The following is a 14,933-nucleotide window of genomic DNA, read 5'->3' on the forward strand; positions in this document are numbered from 1 at the left end:
CTGGAGCGGGAAACGAGACTCGAACTCGCGACCCCGACCTTGGCAAGGTCGTGCTCTACCAACTGAGCTATTCCCGCGCCTTGTACCGTTAATAAATTCTTCACCGGTACGGGGTGCGCATTATACGAGAAATCGTTGCTGCTGCAAGCCTCTGAAAGCAAAATTTTGCGCTTTCCGCGCGATTGCCGATTAATTCAGCAACCTGACGATTTCCTGCGCACCCACCGCTGATTAAAGCTGCAAAAAGTGTTCGCGATAGTAAGCCAGCTCCGCCACCGACTCGCGAATATCATCCAGCGCCTGGTGCGAACCGCTTTTTTTGAAGCCGGGAAGAATCTCCGGTTTCCAGCGACGCGCCAGCTCTTTCAGGGTGCTGACATCGAGATAGCGATAGTGGAAGTACGCTTCCAGCTCCGGCATATACTTAAACAGGAAGCGGCGATCCTGGCCGATGCTGTTGCCACAGATGGGCGAGGTGTTCGCCGGCACCCACTGCTTCAGAAACTCAATGGTCGCCAGCTCCGCCGCGCGATCGTCAATCTGACTCTCCTTGACACGCGCCACCAGCCCGCTGTTGGTGTGGGTGCGGACATTCCACTCATCCATCAGCGCCAGCTGCGCATCGGACTGATGCACCGCCATCACCGGCCCTTCCGCCAGGATGTTGAGGTTGGCGTCCGTTACCAGGGTCGCAATCTCAATAATGCGATCGTGCGTGGGATCGAGGCCGGTCATCTCAAGATCGATCCAGATCAGATTCTGTTCATTTCCAGTTGCCATGCTGTTTCCTGCGGTTGCTGTAGTCGTCATTCGGGGTGAATAGGGTGTATCATAGACGTTTTGCCCAGCCGGGCGAAATCTGGCTAACGCTGTGAGGGTGAGTGAGTAAAAATAAACTGTCGAAAGGCCAACAACGCCGCGTAAGCGCTAACCACGATCGCCGTCTCAACCAGCGCAGAGAGCGTCCCGAAGCGGATGACAACCTGTTTGGTGAAGCTGTTGATGGGGTCGTTGTCAGCCGTTTTGGCATGCATGCCGACGTTGAGGATAGCGCAGGCGTTGCCCACCGCTGCAATATCCGCCGCACTATCCGTTCGCTGGTGACCGGCGACCGCGTGCTGTGGCGTCCGGCCACCAGCGGCGGCAAAGGCATTGTCGAAGCGGTGCATGAGCGCAGCAGCGTCCTGACCCGCCCCGATTTCTACGACGGCGTTAAACCGATCGCGGCCAATATCGATCAGATCATCATCGTCTCCGCGATCCTGCCAGAGCTGTCACTAAACATTATCGACCGCTATCTGGTGGCCAGCGAAACGCTGGATATTGAGCCTCTGCTGGTGCTGAACAAAACCGATCTGCTGGATGAGGCGGCACGTGCCTTTGTCGATCAGCAGATGGAGATCTACCGCGACATCGGCTATCGCGTGGTAATGGTCTCCAGCCGGGCGAAAAATGGGCTGGACGAACTGGAAGCGGCGTTAACTGACCGCGTCAGTATCTTCGCCGGTCAGTCGGGCGTCGGCAAATCGAGCCTGCTGAATGCCCTGCTGGGCCTCGACCAGGCGGAGCAGGTCGCTATTCTGACTAATGAGGTCTCTGACGGCTCCGGCCTGGGGCAGCACACCACCACCGCCTCGCGCCTTTATCACTTCCCGCACGGCGGCGATGTGATCGACTCCCCTGGCGTGCGCGAGTTCGGGTTATGGCATCTGGAGCCAGAACAAATCACCCGCGGTTTTGTCGAATTCAGAGCCTACCTCGGCGATTGCAAATTCCGCGATTGTAAACATGACAGCGATCCGGGCTGTGCGATTCGCGAAGCGGTTGAGCAGGGAAAAATCAATCGTTCCCGTTTCGAGAATTACCACCGCATCCTGGAAAGCATGGCGCAGGTGAAAACACGTAAAAATTTCCCTGACGGCGAAAGCTAACCGCGTCCTGAAGCGATAGCGTTGCCGGGTAGCTGACACAGCAGAGGAAGCGCCGCCGCGGGTTGATGACGCGCGGCGTACCCTAAATCGGGTATAGTCGCCATCTGGCCGGGGCGCTGTTACAATCCGTCCCCTTTTTTATCAACGTCATGAAATAGCCAGGAGGCTAAGGTGTTTGATCGTTTAAAACTCGGCTTGAATCATATTCTCCCGAAGAAATGGCTGACTGAACTCGCCGGCTGGGGTGCCAGTCGCCGCGGGGGCTGGTTGACCAAACTGGTCATCGACATCTTTGTCTGGTTTTATAAAGTCGATATGGCGGAAGCGCGCAAGCCTGATACCGCCAGCTATCGCACCTTCAATGACTTTTTTGTCCGTCCGCTGAAAGACGATGCGCGTCCGGTGGATGCCGACGCCAACCTGATCGCCCTGCCCGCGGATGGCGCCATCAGCCAGCTCGGTCATATCGATGGCGACCAGATCTTCCAGGCCAAAGGACATCATTACAGCCTTGAGGCGCTGCTGGCGGGTGATGAGCGGATGGCGGCCCGGTTTGTCGAGGGGGAGTTTGTCACCACCTATCTGGCCCCGCGCGACTATCATCGGGTGCATATGCCGTGCAACGGTATCCTGCGCGAGATGATTTATGTGCCAGGCGATCTCTACTCGGTTAACCCGCTGACCGCGCGCAACATTCCCAACCTGTTCGCCCGTAACGAGCGCGTGATCTGCTATTTTGAAACCGACATCGGGCCGATGGTGCAGATTCTGGTGGGCGCCACCATTGTCGGCAGCATCGAAACCGTCTGGGCGGGCACCATCACGCCACCGCGTGAAGGGGTGATTAAGCGCTGGCACTATCCCGCGGCCGAGGATGAAGGCGCGGTGGTGCTGCTGAAAGGTCAGGAGATGGGCCGCTTTAAGCTGGGCTCTACCGTGATTAACCTGTTCGCGCCAGGCCGGGTCAAACTGGCTGAGAGCCTGGAAGCGGAAAGCAAAACCCGTCTGGGCCAACCGCTGGCGATTGCGCTGCCGGTGGCGACAGACGTTTCCGGCGTTATCGTCGACTAAATTGAGTCTCCTCTGTGCGTTCAATCCTTCTCCTGCTGCTGAGCCTGTGGCTCAGCAGCCCGGCCTTCGCAGCCAGCCTTCCTGACGCCAGCCAGCTCAAGCAGCAGCTGGAAGAGATCAAATCTGCCAAAAGCTCACCCGCACAGGCAGAGCAGATCCAGTCGATTGAGGCCGCCTTAAACTTCCTTTCTGAACGCGATGATTCGCTGGAGCGCGCGGCGCAATATCAGCAGGTCATTGATGACTTTCCGCGTCTGGCACGCGAGCTGCGTCAGCAGATCGCCGCGCTGAGCGACAGCGGGAAAAGCGTGCGCAACAACATGAGCAGCGCCGATCTGGATCAGGAGATCCTCCAGGTCAGCAGCCAGTTGCTGGAAGAGGGACGCCAGGCGCGGCAGGAGCAGGATCGGGCGCGGGAGATCAGTGATTCGCTGTCGCAGCTGCCCCAGCAGCAGACTGAAGCGCGCCGGGCGATGACTGAAAGTGAACGCCGGTTGCAGGGAGCCAGTAACAGCAACACGCCTCAGGGCCAGCTGCAACTGGCGGCGCGCCAGGCGGAAAACGCCGCTGACAAAGCGCGCGTCGATGAACTGGAACTGGCGCAGCTCTCCGCCAACAACCGTCAGGAGCTGGCGCGGATGCGCGCTGAAATGCATCAGCGCAAGGCGGCTCAGCTCGACGATTATTTGCAGGCGCTGCGCAATCAGCTCAACGATCAGCGGCAACGGGAAGCGGAAGTGGCGCTGGCCCGTACCGAACAGCTGGCGGAAAACAGTGGCGATCTGCCGCCGTCGATCAGCGATCAGTTCCGGGTTAACCGTGAACTCTCCGTTGCCCTGAATCAGCAGGCGCAGCGGATGGATCTGGTGGCGTCGCAGCAGCGACTGGCCACCAACCAGATTATTCAGGTGCGTCAGGCGCTCTCCACGCTGCGAGAGCAGTCACAGTGGCTGGGTGCCTCTAACCTGCTGGGCGAAGCGCTGCGGGCGCAGGTTGCCCGCCTGCCGGAGATGCCAAAGTCGCAGCAGATTGATAATGAGATGGCGCAGCTGCGCGTACAGCGGCTCTATTATGAAGATCTGCTGGAGCGCGAAGAGGGCTTACGCAAAGGCCATCAGGCTGACGGCCAGCCCTTTACCAGCGAGCAGAAGCGCATCCTGGACGCCCAGCTGCGCACCCAGCGTGAGCTGCTGAACTCGCTGATCTCCGGCTGTGACACCCTAATCCTGGAGATCACCAAGCTGAAAGTCGGCAACACCCAGCTTCAGGATGCGCTGACCGAAGTGAAAGACGCCACCCACCGCTACCTGTTCTGGACCGCCGACGTCAGCCCGATTGGTCTGAGTTACCCGCTGGATCTGGCGAAAGATCTCTCGCGTCTGCTGTCGCTGGATACCCTGGGTCAGCTTGGCAAAGCGATGGCGATGATGTTCACCAACCGCAGTTCGGTGCTGCCGATTATTGGCGCGCTACTGCTGGTGAGCTTCAGCATCAGTTCACGTCGTCACTTCAACGCTTTTCTGGAGCGCTCAGCCAGTAAAGTCGGCAAGGTGACGCAGGATCGCTTTCGCCTGACCATCCGCACCGTGTTCTGGTCGATTCTGGTGGCGCTGCCGCTGCCAGTGTTATGGGGCGCGCTGGGCTACGGCCTGCAAAACGCCTGGCCCTACCCTATCGCCGTGGCAATCGGCGATGGCATCACCGCCACGCTGCCGCTGCTGTGGGTCTTTATGATCAGCGCCGCCTTTGCCCGTCCCAACGGCCTGTTTATCGTGCATTTCCGCTGGCCGCAGAATCGGGTGGCGCGCGCCATGCGCTACTACTCGCTGAGCATCGGTCTGATCGTGCCGCTGATTATGTTGCTGATCGCCTTTGGCAATCTGGAAGATCGGCAGTTCTCCTCCTCGCTGGGCCGCCTCTGTTTCATCCTGATTTGCGGCGCGATCAGCATCGTCACCGTGAGCCTGAAGCGTTCCGGCATTCCGCTCTATCTTGATAAAGAGGGCAATGGCGAGAACATGGTCAACCGGATGTTGTGGAACCTGATGATCGCCATGCCGCTGATGGCCGCCCTCGCCTCTGCCGTGGGTTATCTGGCCACCGCGCAGGCGCTGCTGGCCCGCCTGGAGACCTCAGTCGCCATCTGGTTCCTGCTGCTGGTGATCTATCACATTATCCGCCGCTGGATGCTGATTCAGCGTCGTCGCCTGGGCTTTGACCGCGCCCGCCAGCGCCGCGCCGATATGCTGGCGAACCGGGCGAAGAGTGAAGAGGAGAAGGAGCAAGGCGCGCAGAACGCCGATACCATCGAAATTGAGGAGCCGGTGATCGACCTGGATGCTATCAGCGCCCAGTCGCTGCGGCTGGTGCGCTCCATTCTGACGCTGATCGCACTGGTTTCGGTGATAGTGCTCTGGTCAGAAATCCATTCGGCTTTTGGTTTCCTGGAGAATATTCAGCTGTGGGATGTCAGCACCTCGGTGCAGGGCGTAGAGTCGATCCAGCCAATTACGCTGGGTTCGGTGCTGATCGCCATCCTGGTGTTTATTATCACCACCCAGCTGGTGCGCAATATGCCCGCGCTGCTGGAGCTGGCGCTGTTGCAGCATCTTAATCTGACGCCTGGCACCGGTTACGCCATCACCACCCTGACCAAATATCTGCTGCTGCTGATTGGCGGGCTGATTGGCTTCTCGATGATCGGTATTGAGTGGTCGAAGTTGCAGTGGCTGGTTGCCGCGCTGGGTGTGGGACTGGGGTTTGGTTTGCAGGAGATCTTTGCCAACTTTATCTCCGGCCTGATTATTCTGTTTGAAAAGCCGATTCGTATTGGCGATACCGTGACGATTCGCGATCTCACCGGCAGCATCACCCGCATCAATACCCGCGCCACCACCATTACCGACTGGGACCGCAAAGAGATTATCGTGCCGAATAAGGCCTTTATCACCGAGCAGTTTATTAACTGGTCGCTGTCGGACTCGGTCACGCGCGTCGTGCTGACCATCCCGGCCCCGGCGAAGGTCAACAGTGAGCAGGTGACCACCCTTCTGATCCAGGCGGCCGAGCGCTGTAGCTACGTACTGGATACGCCGCCACCGGAAGCCTTCCTGGTCGATTTGCAGCAGGGCATTCAGCTGTTTGAACTGCGGGTCCATGCGGCGGAGATGGGACACCGTATGCCGCTGCGCCACGAGCTGCATCAGCTGATCCTGAACGGATTTGAGCAGCAGGGTATTGAGATGCCGTTCCCGCCCTTCCAGATGCGGATGGAGACCCTGGGTAAGAAACTGCCCGCCAGTAACGGAACGCCTGCCGCCCGCGCCTATAAATCTGGCGGCCTGTAATGCAAAACGCCCGGCTGAGCCGGGCGTTGTCAGGTTATGCGGTGGGTTACTGCTTCACAAACTCTTCGCCCTGGACAATGTCTTTCTTCAGGGTATCCAGCATCCCCTCCAGCGCCTGCTGCTCATAGGCGCTGAGCGAGCCAATTGGCTTGCGTTCGGCGATGCCGTTTTTACCCAGCAGCAGCGGCTGAGAGAAAAAGCGAGCATATTCGCCGTCGCCTTCAACGTAAGCACACTCCACCACGTTCGCCTCGCCATTCAGCGCCCGCACCAGCGACAGACCGAAACGCGCGGCGGCCTGGCCCATCGACAGCGTAGCCGATCCGCCACCCGCTTTGGCCTCAACCACTTCCGTTCCCGCGTTCTGAATGCGTTTGGTCAGATCGCTGACTTCCTGCTCGCTGAAGCTGACGCCCTGCACCTGTGACAGCAGCGGCAGTATGGTGACGCCAGAGTGACCGCCGATAACCGGCACCTCAACCTGATCGGGCTGTTTGCCTTTCAGCGCCGCCACAAAGGTATTGGCGCGGATAATATCCAGCGTGGTGACGCCGAACAGACGATTTTTATCGTAAACCCCGTGCTTTTTCAGCACCTCCGCTGCGATAGCCACGGTGGTGTTGACCGGATTGGTGATCACGCCAATTAAGGCTTTGGGCGCGGTGGTGGCAACCTGTTCAATCAGGTTACGTACGATACCGGCGTTAACGTTAAACAGGTCAGCCCGGTCCATGCCAGGCTTACGCGCAACACCAGCGGAAATCAGTACCACATCGGCACCCTGTAAGGCTGGGGTCGCGTCTTCTCCGCTGAAGCCCTGAATCGCCACCGCGGTTGGAATATGGCTGAGATCAACAGCAACACCCGGCGTAACCGGTGCGATGTCATAGAGTGAGAGTTCTGAACCTGCGGGAAGCTGGGTTTTGAGCAGAAGTGCGAGCGCCTGGCCTATGCCGCCAGCGGCACCGAGAACGGCAACTTTCATTCTTAACTCCTTATTAAGGTGGGGCAGAGACGGGCCGAAATTCTATCTGTGTCAGACCTTAATCAACTGCTCAGGCAATGATGAATATCCGCTGTTAATTCTACGTGTTTTCACACTTAATCTCTGGATTCAAAAGTTACTTATCATCACCACCTGAATGACCGACAACTATGCCGTCGTCAGACAGAGAACGGCTATGTGCGTTTTCTGTTACTACACCACCAATAATATAACAACTTTGCAACCTTCGCCTGACGGCACTGTGACCGGGGTTTTGGTCTGAGCCGATTTATTTGCTATTATCGCCGCCCGCTGGCCGCCCGAACCCTGCTCACCCATTGAACGATTGCATAAAAATGCATTTAAATGCATAATCACCACTCTGCCGCGGGCGGATGCGCGGTTATTCCCTCTATTTATTGGTAACCTATGCGAAACCCATCAAAACAAGACGATCTGATCAAGGCATTCAAAGCCTTACTAAAAGAAGAAAAATTCAGTTCCCAGGGCGAAATTGTTCAGGCGCTTCAGGATGAAGGCTTTGAAAATATTAATCAGTCCAAAGTCTCGCGGATGCTGACCAAATTTGGCGCAGTGCGCACCCGTAACGCCAAAATGGAGATGGTCTATTGCCTGCCCGCCGAGCTGGGCGTGCCGACCACCACCAGCCCGCTGAAAAATCTGGTGCTGGACATTGATTACAACGATGCGCTGGTGGTGATCCATACCAGCCCTGGCGCGGCGCAGCTGATTGCGCGTCTGCTGGACTCACTGGGAAAGTCAGAAGGCATTCTTGGCACCATCGCCGGGGATGACACCATCTTTATTACCCGCGCGCGCGACTTCACGGTTAAGCAGCTGCACGGCGCCATTCTCAACCTGTTTGAACAGGAACTCTGATTGCTGACTGGCGACCGGCCCTTTCGCGCCGGGTCGTCAGCGGCTCTTCGCTTATCTCTTCCGCCTGACCCGACACGCGCGTTTCCGCGCTGAATGCCGGCCTTAGCGCCGCATCTCCCTGGTTTTATCCACTGCCTCACTGCGCGTTTACCGCTATTTTGCCCTGGCTGGCTTTATCCCTCTGGCACCTTGCTCCGGATCTCTCCCGCAGATCGGGCAGTTGCTCTGCACGCTTTCGCACGAAAAGATAAATTGATCTATCTCACTGTTTTTGTAATTAAATCCCGCCAAAAGTTCATTTTTCAACCGCTTTTTATAACGTTAAGTTATTAAAAGTAGCCATAAGGATAAAGAATCACAAAAAAACATTATTAGCCGGGTATTAATTTCTGGCGTTATTAGTTCTATACTTCTTTTCGTGATGCAGATCACACTAACTAGAAAGATAAAAACAGACGACGAGGAAAAAGAAATGAACGTTAAAACCACTATCGCAACTCTGAGCATTCTCTCTGCCCTGTCATTTGGCGCAGTTGCAGCGGAATCGGTCAATGCGTCACAGGCGCAGGAGCTGCACGCGGTCGGCACCATCAGTGTCAGCGGCGTCGCGGGTTCACCGATGGATATTAAGCAGCAGCTGAGTGACAAAGCCGATCAGCAGGGCGCAAAAGCCTATCGCGTGATCGAGGCGTACAACGACGGTAACTACCACGCCACCGCCGCGCTGTATAACTAAGTTCAGACCAACAGAATATCGCCCTCAGCCCGCTTTTTGACGCGCGGATATGCGCCTCGGTGGGGTGAGGCAAACATTTTCAGGAGAGTAAATCATGAAAAAAACTATCGCTATGACACTCGTGAGCCTGGCTGCCCTTTTCTCTCTGGGTGCCAGCGCCGCCAGCCTGGTGACTAACGAACAGGCACAGAATCTGCAATCGATGAACCAGACCATCAGCGTCAGCGGTCGTGACGGCGATCAGACCAATATCCGTCAGGTGCTTTCAGGTAAGGCGGACGCCCAGGGTGCCAGCCACTATCGCATCATCGAAAACAACCAGGATAACACCTGGCATGTGACCGCTGAGCTTTATAAATAATTCACCGTGACGACGCCCGAGCGGCGTCGGATAAATATCGACGACCCGCAGTCACGATTAACCGCAGGTTGTTGAATCTAATGAGGAGACGAAGAACATGAAAATCAAAACAACCATCGCTACAATCGGCCTGCTTTCTGTTATGGCGTTCGGCGCATCTGCCGCACAGCTGGTAACCGGAGAGCAAGCGCAGAATATGCAGCCTGCGGGTACCGTGACCATCAGTGGTACCGCGGGTGCGCCAATGGACTACCGTGCTGAGCTTTCACAGAAAGCGGAACAGCAGGGTGCCAGCGCCTATAAAGTGATTGAGGCGCGTACCGGTGACAACTACCACATCACCGCCCAGCTCTATAAGTAATTCCTCGTCAGATTAGTGACGAACCCTTTGGCCCCGCTCGCCGGGGCCTTTTTTATCTGACGTTAAAGTGAAGCTGGCCTTCCAGTTCCTCTTCCGCTTCATCAAACAGCAGAATCAGTGCGCCATAACGCCGTCGCTGTCCCTTCCCCAGATTCACAAACTCTATTTCCAGCGGCATCGGCAGGATAGCGCCCGTCACCACCTCCCATAATCCATCCAGATCGCAGATACGCCGCTCTTCCAGCGCAAAACGTTCGCTGAACTGACGGAAGAAGTGGGCCTGGTCGACGATCTCATTAAAATCAAAACGCTCAGTTTTCATGCTGACGGCTCCCATGCTCCGTCCGCGGGCGACCTGCGCCGCCCGCTCCTCTTCGCTAACCCAAACCGCCCAGGTGCAGCGCTTTGACCTCCAGATACTCTTCCATGCCGAGTACCGATCCCTCGCGGCCCAGACCCGACTCTTTGACGCCACCAAACGGCGCCAGCTCGGTTGAGACAGCACACTCATTAATGCCAATCATGCCGCTCTCCAGCGCCGCTGAAACGCGGAAAACCCGTTGCAGGTTCTGGGTATAAAAGTAGGCGGCCAGCCCGAATGGCGTGTCATTGGCGCGGCGGATCACCTCCTCCTCCTCGTCGAAACGGAAGCAGGCGGCCACCGGACCAAAGGTCTCTTCCTGCGCCAGCTGCATCCCTTCATGTGCTTCGGTAATCACCGTGGGCTGCCAGAAGTTACCGCCCAGCGCATGTCGCTCGCCCCCTGCCAGCACTTTGCCGCCTTTGGCTACCGCGTCTTTAACGTGCTGTTCAACCTTCTCCACCGCCGAGGTTTCAATCAATGGTCCGACAATCACGCCCTCTTCCATACCGTTACCCACTTTGAGCTTGTTCACTTCGGCGGCCAGCTGCTGGGTAAAACGGTCATAGACCGCGTTGTGGATATAGAAACGGTTGACGCTGACGCAGACCTGACCGGCATTGCGGAATTTGTTGGCGATGGCACCCTGTACGGCGGCATCAATGTCGGCATCCTCAAACACGATATAGGGGGCGTTGCCACCCAGCTCCATCGAGACCTTTTTCATCGTCTCCGCCGCATTACGCATCAGCAGCTTGCCCACCTCGGTAGAGCCGGTGAAGGAGATTTTACGCACCGCCTGACTGGCCATGATGGCATCGCTGATGGCATGGGTATCGCCCGCCACGGCGTTCAGGACGCCGTCGGGGACGCCCGCCTGCTTCGCCAGCGCCAGCAGCGCAAAGGCGGAGAGTGGCGTGTTGTTGGCGGGTTTAATAATGCCGGTACAACCTGCGGCCAGCGCCGGACCCAGTTTGCGGGTCAGCATCGCCATCGGGAAATTCCACGGTGTAATGGCGGCCACCACACCAATCGGTTCACGGGTCGCCAGAATGCGGGAGCCGGGTTTAGCGGGCGGAATGATCTCACCGTTAGCCCGTTTCGCCTGCTCGGCGAACCACTGAATAAAACTGGCGGCGTATTCAACTTCCCCCTCCGCCTCTTTCACCGGTTTACCCTGCTCACTGGTCATCAGCTGCGCCAGCCAGTGCTTGTTCTCAATCATCAGCTGATACCAGCGATAAAGAATTTCAGCGCGCGCTTTAGCGGTCTGTGCCCGCCAGGCGGGAAAGGCCCGCCCGGCGGCGGCAATCGCCTGCTCCGTTTCCGCTTTACCCGCTTTCGCTACCTGAGCGATGACCTCGCCGGTAGCCGGATTGGTGACGTCAAAGGTGCTGGCGGTGCGGTGCCACTGACCCTCCGCTAAATAGCCGGTCTGGAACAGTTCGCTCTCTTGCAGTGATTTCATTGATTCGCTCCTGTCGGTTTTGCGCTTCCGTCAGGAGAGTATAGTTGGCAAAAACGACAGAATTTGTGATGGCGGGGGATTGAGTGGGCCGCTGCGGGATACAGCGGCCAGTTTCAGATTTGGATGAGCGTGTTCTGGTACTTATCCAGCATCATCGCCAGCCGTTTCACCGGCTCCGTGACGCTGGCGGGTGCTTCGTAATGGGCCAGTTTTTCCTGATAAACCTCCAGCTCTTTCAGCAGGCGCTCAAAGTAGTAGCGCCGTTTGTCGTCGCTGCTGGCGGCGATGATCCGATCGGCGGTGTAACGCAGCTGCCGGTGATAAGCGGAGAGATCGGCATTGACCGGCACGTCGGCGTCGCGCAGCCGCTGATGGCCGATAATCAGCGTCAGTGCGATGCGATATTTATCAATATCGCCCGGAAACAGGTTCAGCAGCAGAAAGAGTTGCTGATAGAGCGCTGGCAGATGGTTCTCACGCCGACGCGCCTGGTTGGTCGTCATGGCGGAGACGGCTGCATACATAAAGCGGTTCAGCAGCTTGCGTCCGGTGCGCGCCTTCGATTTATCGCGAATCAGCAGAATCACCATCATCGCCACAAAGCAGCCAATCACCTGACCCAGCACGCTGTCGAGAAAGACGTTAATGTGGAATTGCATGGGATTATCGAGAACCAGCACGTTGAGGGTTCCGATCAACGCCCCTAAGGTGCCGAGCTGACGCCGCTGAATGAAAATGCCACCAATAAAACCGAGCAGGCCGATGGCGATGCAGAGCAGCAGTGCGCTCTGCTGCGTAGCGGGCAGCACATACATAAAGTAGAGCGCGCCCAGCGGCACGGCAACCGTCATGCCGTAGAGGAAATCTTTCGCCATCATCAGCGGATTGGGCATACGCATCGCCAGCGCGGTGATGACCGCCAGCATAACCATACAGCCGCTGCCGGAGGTCCAGCCGGTATAGAGCCAGAAGAGTGAACCCAGCGCGGTGGCGACAAAGGTACGGATGCCGTTGATCATCGCATGATGGGTTTCAGCGGAACGCGCCTGAATCACCACTTCGCGTTGCAGAATCTCCTCTTCCAGCGAGGTGATACGGCTGTTGCTTTTAATCCCTTTCAGCAGCAACAGATATTCCGTTGCCGCGCCGACCCAGCTGGAGAGCGTCACCGGTGTCGATTTGCCACTGGCGCCGATGACCCGCCGCATCACTTTCATCCGCCTGTGGACCTCTTCGACGGTCGAGGCTGGCTTTTCAATCATCAGACGATATTGCGGCGGAATGTAGTCAGGCCGGGAGTTCTGGATCAGAAAGGTTTCGGCGGCCTGGGTAATCAGGGTGAGCGACAGGGTATTGAGCATCTGCAAACGGCGGTTGCTGTTCTGCCAGCGTGATGACTCCATCATCAGCTGGCTGCGCATGCTGTTCAGCGCGCTGGTGCGCCGTACCAGCGCCCCCCAGGCTTTATCGACCTCTTCCTTGTCGGCATGGGCGACACACAATTGCAGCAACTGATAGTGCGACACCAGCAGCGCGTCGACTTCGGCATCAATCACTTTTTTAATCGAGCGCGGCGAGAAGATCATGTCGGCGACAATGGCGCACAGGATGCCGAGCACAATCTCACTGCATCGCTCAACCGCATATTGCGGCACCAGCGTCAGCGCGCCATTGGCGTCGGCGGTGACCACAATAATCAGCGCGGTGTAGCCCGCCAGGCCGAGCGCGTAGGAGTTTTCCACTTTGATCAGCGAAGAGAGCCAGACGCACAAGCCCGCCCAGATGCAGCAGAGCAGCAGCATCACCACCGGCGCGCGCACCGTGGCGATCATGATGGTCAGCGCGGCGATACAGCCGATAAAGGTTCCGATAATACGCAGCAGACCGCGGTAGCGTAACGCCCCGGAGTAAGGGTCGCCACCGGCGGCGAAAGCGGTGCCACCAGCCACGATACCGGCGGTCATCACCGCCCAGCGCGGCGTTTCAAGGTTGAGATGAAAGCCCACCATCAGCGCTAACACCAGCGCGAAGGTGAGCTTTACCGGGAAACGCAGGAACTCAATCATATCGCCCTCTTAACCAAACTCACGCAGGCGATTGAACAGCCGCACCATCGGCGAGACCTGCTCAGGCTGACGATCGGCCTGGCCGGTGATCACCACGGTCGCCGTGGTACCCGCCGGGAAGCGGTTGCCAGGCTGCTGATCCAGCCGGATGCGCACCGGCACCCGCTGCGCCAGACGGACCCACTCCAGGTTGGAGTCGACCGTGGCCATGCCTTTGCTGTCGACCGAGCTGCTGCTGTTGGTGACGCCCGCCGCGATACTGTCGACCGTGCCGCGCAACACAATGTTGCTGCCCAGCGGCGTCACCTCAGCGCGGAAGCCACGCTCCACACCGTGCAGTTTGGTCTCTTCCAGATAGGCCAGCACATAGAAGGAGTGCTGCTGAACCAGCGCCACCGCCACCGATCCACGGGTGATAAATTCCCCCTCGTAGACATTCAGGTTAGTGACCCAGCCATCAGACGGTGCGGTGACGGTGGTGCGCGCCAGATCGATCTTCGCCAGATCGCGGGTCGCCACCGCCTTCGCCAGCTGGTGCTCGCTGGTTTGCAGATCGTTGTTTGATTGCTCAATCGCCTCACGCGACATCGCCGAGGTGCCGAGCTGATTGCGCCGTGCGGCTTCGCGACGTTTCTCGCTCACCAGCGCCTGATAATACTCCACATCGGCCTGCGCCTGATCGAGCGCCTTTTGATAGCGCGGACGGTCCACCACAAACAGCGTATCGCCCTTTTTCACCAGCTGGTTATCGTGGACCGGTACATCGGTGATCAGTCCGGTGACGTCAGGTGAAATCGCCACCACATCGGCGGCAAAGCGCGCGTCACGGGTCCAGGGCGATTCGGTGTAAAACACCCAGGCGCGGAAGATAATAACCACGGCGATAATGACCAGCAGGATGGTGATCGCGTAGCGCGCGATTTTTCTTATGAGTGCTTTCACTTAAACCTCAGACAAATAAACGGGAGACAAGGTAAAACACACAGCAGTAAAGCGCTGTATTGAACAGTGCCGGATGCCAGACAAGATCGTAGATACCACTCGGCGTCAGCACACGTTTCACTAACCAGAACAGCATCAGCGAGATAATTAATTCGATGAAAACGGGCGGGAAAGAGAGCCCAAACATGACAAATACCGGAAGCACACTCATCAGAAATCCTTAGTTCGACCTTGCCGGGATACTCCTTTGCCTTATCCGCTGCCACGGCAACACCGCAGGCAGCGCTATCCGAACCGCAGCTGGCTTAATAATAGCGTATCATCGGAGGGCATCAGGCAATGAAGAATCACCGGGAAATACCCCGGCGCGCTTATAATAACGTGCATGACTATACGTTTTCTAC

At 57.5% G+C, this 14,933-nt stretch carries 14 protein-coding genes and 1 tRNA gene; 7 read left to right on the forward strand and 8 right to left on the reverse strand.

The window, feature by feature from the left end; translation table 11 throughout:
* Position 1: 1 nt before the first annotated feature.
* Both ACCW71_RS19395 and orn read right to left on the reverse strand, forming a co-directional pair.
* Positions 2 to 77, reverse strand: a tRNA-Gly gene (locus ACCW71_RS19395).
* 154 nt (positions 78 to 231) lie between these two features.
* Complete coding sequence (orn, locus tag ACCW71_RS19400) at positions 232 to 780, reverse strand: oligoribonuclease (RefSeq protein ID WP_436374199.1); 549 nt, start codon at positions 778 to 780, stop codon at positions 232 to 234.
* A gap of 101 nt (positions 781 to 881) precedes the next feature.
* Between orn and rsgA the strand changes: the two genes are divergently transcribed.
* From rsgA to mscM, 3 genes are all read left to right on the forward strand, one after another.
* Entirely contained in the window at positions 882 to 1,931 is a 1,050-nt protein-coding gene (gene rsgA / locus ACCW71_RS19405) for a small ribosomal subunit biogenesis GTPase RsgA (protein WP_436374201.1), read from the forward strand.
* A 171-nt stretch (positions 1,932 to 2,102) separates the two neighbouring features.
* Positions 2,103 to 3,002, forward strand: coding sequence for an archaetidylserine decarboxylase (gene asd, locus ACCW71_RS19410; RefSeq protein WP_436374203.1), 900 nt, complete (start codon positions 2,103 to 2,105; stop codon positions 3,000 to 3,002).
* 14 nt (positions 3,003 to 3,016) lie between these two features.
* Positions 3,017 to 6,349 carry a miniconductance mechanosensitive channel MscM gene (gene mscM, locus ACCW71_RS19415; protein WP_436374204.1) on the forward strand — a complete coding sequence of 1,111 codons (3,333 nt, stop codon included), beginning with the start codon at positions 3,017 to 3,019 and terminating at the stop codon, positions 6,347 to 6,349.
* A 46-nt stretch (positions 6,350 to 6,395) separates the two neighbouring features.
* Here mscM and mdh read toward each other — a convergent pair whose 3' ends face one another.
* Entirely contained in the window at positions 6,396 to 7,334 is a 939-nt protein-coding gene (gene mdh, locus ACCW71_RS19420; protein ID WP_436374206.1) for a malate dehydrogenase, read from the reverse strand.
* A gap of 429 nt (positions 7,335 to 7,763) precedes the next feature.
* Between mdh and argR the strand changes: the two genes are divergently transcribed.
* From argR to yhcN (ACCW71_RS19440), 4 genes are all read left to right on the forward strand, one after another.
* The gene (gene argR / locus ACCW71_RS19425) at positions 7,764 to 8,234 is read left to right on the forward strand and encodes a transcriptional regulator ArgR (RefSeq protein WP_031375110.1); all 471 of its coding nucleotides are present in this window, start codon (positions 7,764 to 7,766) and stop codon (positions 8,232 to 8,234) included.
* A gap of 472 nt (positions 8,235 to 8,706) precedes the next feature.
* On the forward strand, positions 8,707 to 8,970 hold the full coding sequence (gene yhcN / locus ACCW71_RS19430) for a peroxide/acid stress response protein YhcN (protein ID WP_436374208.1): 264 nt from the start codon (positions 8,707 to 8,709) through the stop codon (positions 8,968 to 8,970).
* A 94-nt stretch (positions 8,971 to 9,064) separates the two neighbouring features.
* Complete coding sequence (locus ACCW71_RS19435; RefSeq protein WP_436374210.1) at positions 9,065 to 9,331, forward strand: YdgH/BhsA/McbA-like domain containing protein; 267 nt, start codon at positions 9,065 to 9,067, stop codon at positions 9,329 to 9,331.
* A gap of 97 nt (positions 9,332 to 9,428) precedes the next feature.
* Entirely contained in the window at positions 9,429 to 9,692 is a 264-nt protein-coding gene (gene yhcN, locus ACCW71_RS19440) for a peroxide/acid stress response protein YhcN (protein ID WP_436374212.1), read from the forward strand.
* Positions 9,693 to 9,744: 52 nt separating this feature from the next.
* On the opposite strand, the gene ACCW71_RS19445 is transcribed toward yhcN (ACCW71_RS19440), so the two are convergent.
* The 5 genes from ACCW71_RS19445 to aaeX form a co-directional block, all read right to left on the reverse strand.
* A complete protein-coding gene (locus ACCW71_RS19445; protein WP_436374213.1) occupies positions 9,745 to 10,014 on the reverse strand; it encodes a barstar family protein in 270 nt (89 codons plus the stop codon).
* Positions 10,015 to 10,069: 55 nt separating this feature from the next.
* Positions 10,070 to 11,521, reverse strand: a complete 1,452-nt coding sequence (locus tag ACCW71_RS19450) for an NAD-dependent succinate-semialdehyde dehydrogenase (protein ID WP_436374215.1) — start codon at positions 11,519 to 11,521, stop codon at positions 10,070 to 10,072.
* Between the two features lie 113 nt (positions 11,522 to 11,634).
* On the reverse strand, positions 11,635 to 13,587 hold the full coding sequence (aaeB, locus tag ACCW71_RS19455; protein ID WP_436374216.1) for a p-hydroxybenzoic acid efflux pump subunit AaeB: 1,953 nt from the start codon (positions 13,585 to 13,587) through the stop codon (positions 11,635 to 11,637).
* A gap of 9 nt (positions 13,588 to 13,596) precedes the next feature.
* Positions 13,597 to 14,529: a p-hydroxybenzoic acid efflux pump subunit AaeA gene (gene aaeA / locus ACCW71_RS19460; RefSeq protein ID WP_436374217.1), complete on the reverse strand. Its 933-nt coding sequence runs from the start codon at positions 14,527 to 14,529 to the stop codon at positions 13,597 to 13,599.
* Between the two features lie 7 nt (positions 14,530 to 14,536).
* Positions 14,537 to 14,740: a p-hydroxybenzoic acid efflux pump operon protein AaeX gene (gene aaeX, locus ACCW71_RS19465; protein WP_031375118.1), complete on the reverse strand. Its 204-nt coding sequence runs from the start codon at positions 14,738 to 14,740 to the stop codon at positions 14,537 to 14,539.
* Positions 14,741 to 14,933 lie beyond the last annotated feature (193 nt).

Source organism: Pantoea sp. C2G6, from assembly GCF_051336815.1.
GTDB lineage: Bacteria > Pseudomonadota > Gammaproteobacteria > Enterobacterales > Enterobacteriaceae > Pantoea.

What these genes read in the sequence shown, in the direction of transcription:
- yhcN (WP_436374212.1), top strand. Translation starts at nt 9,429, where the DNA reads ATGAAAATCAAAACAACCATCGCTACAATCGGCCTGCTTTCTGTTATG.
- ACCW71_RS19445 (WP_436374213.1), bottom strand. Translation starts at nt 10,014, where the DNA reads ATGAAAACTGAGCGTTTTGATTTTAATGAGATCGTCGACCAGGCCCAC.
- ACCW71_RS19450 (WP_436374215.1), bottom strand. Translation starts at nt 11,521, where the DNA reads ATGAAATCACTGCAAGAGAGCGAACTGTTCCAGACCGGCTATTTAGCG.
- yhcN (WP_436374208.1), top strand. Translation starts at nt 8,707, where the DNA reads ATGAACGTTAAAACCACTATCGCAACTCTGAGCATTCTCTCTGCCCTG.
- aaeX (WP_031375118.1), bottom strand. Translation starts at nt 14,740, where the DNA reads ATGAGTGTGCTTCCGGTATTTGTCATGTTTGGGCTCTCTTTCCCGCCC.
- ACCW71_RS19435 (WP_436374210.1), top strand. Translation starts at nt 9,065, where the DNA reads ATGAAAAAAACTATCGCTATGACACTCGTGAGCCTGGCTGCCCTTTTC.
- aaeB (WP_436374216.1), bottom strand. Translation starts at nt 13,587, where the DNA reads ATGATTGAGTTCCTGCGTTTCCCGGTAAAGCTCACCTTCGCGCTGGTG.
- argR (WP_031375110.1), top strand. Translation starts at nt 7,764, where the DNA reads ATGCGAAACCCATCAAAACAAGACGATCTGATCAAGGCATTCAAAGCC.
- orn (WP_436374199.1), bottom strand. Translation starts at nt 780, where the DNA reads ATGGCAACTGGAAATGAACAGAATCTGATCTGGATCGATCTTGAGATG.
- mdh (WP_436374206.1), bottom strand. Translation starts at nt 7,334, where the DNA reads ATGAAAGTTGCCGTTCTCGGTGCCGCTGGCGGCATAGGCCAGGCGCTC.